Annotated in this window: 1 pseudogene; it reads right to left on the reverse strand. The window is 30.1% G+C overall.

The window, feature by feature from the left end:
- Window positions 1-582, reverse strand: a pseudogene (fusA, locus tag AZI32_RS17490) (elongation factor G); the annotation flags it as partial.

The following is a 582-nucleotide window of genomic DNA, read 5'->3' on the forward strand; positions in this document are numbered from 1 at the left end:
TTTTGACATAGATTCTCTTATTCCCTTCTCAACTGCAGGTATATATTGTTTAGGAACAGATCCTCCAAATATATCTTCTTCAAATTCAAAATCATTTTTAGAATACTCGAACCTTATCTTAACATCGCCATACTGTCCATGTCCTCCAGATTGTTTTTTATGCTTACCTTGAACATCTGCTTTTCCTTTTATAGTTTCTCTATATGCAACTTTTAAATCTGTTAAATCTACATCTAGGCCAAATTTTTCTTTCATTTTATTTTTAACTATATTTATATGAAGCTCACCTTGCCCACCAATTAAAACTTGTTTAGTTTCCACATTTCTGCTCCATGTAATCGTAGGATCTTCTTCTGATATTTTACTTAAAACAGCACTAATTTTATCTTCATCACCTTTATTTTTAGCTTGTAATGCAAAATATATTTGAGGTTTAGGGAAGTTAAGTTGTTCATCTGCTTTATCATTTTTATTTATAGATATAAAATCTCCTGTCTGCAAGGAGTTTACCTTAGTCATAACAACTATATCACCTGCATTAGCACATTGTATCTCAGATAACTCATTATTATTCATAGTATA

This window comes from Clostridium sp. ATCC 25772 (assembly GCF_001573875.1).
Taxonomy (GTDB): Bacteria; Bacillota; Clostridia; order Clostridiales; family Clostridiaceae; genus Clostridium_J; species Clostridium_J senegalense.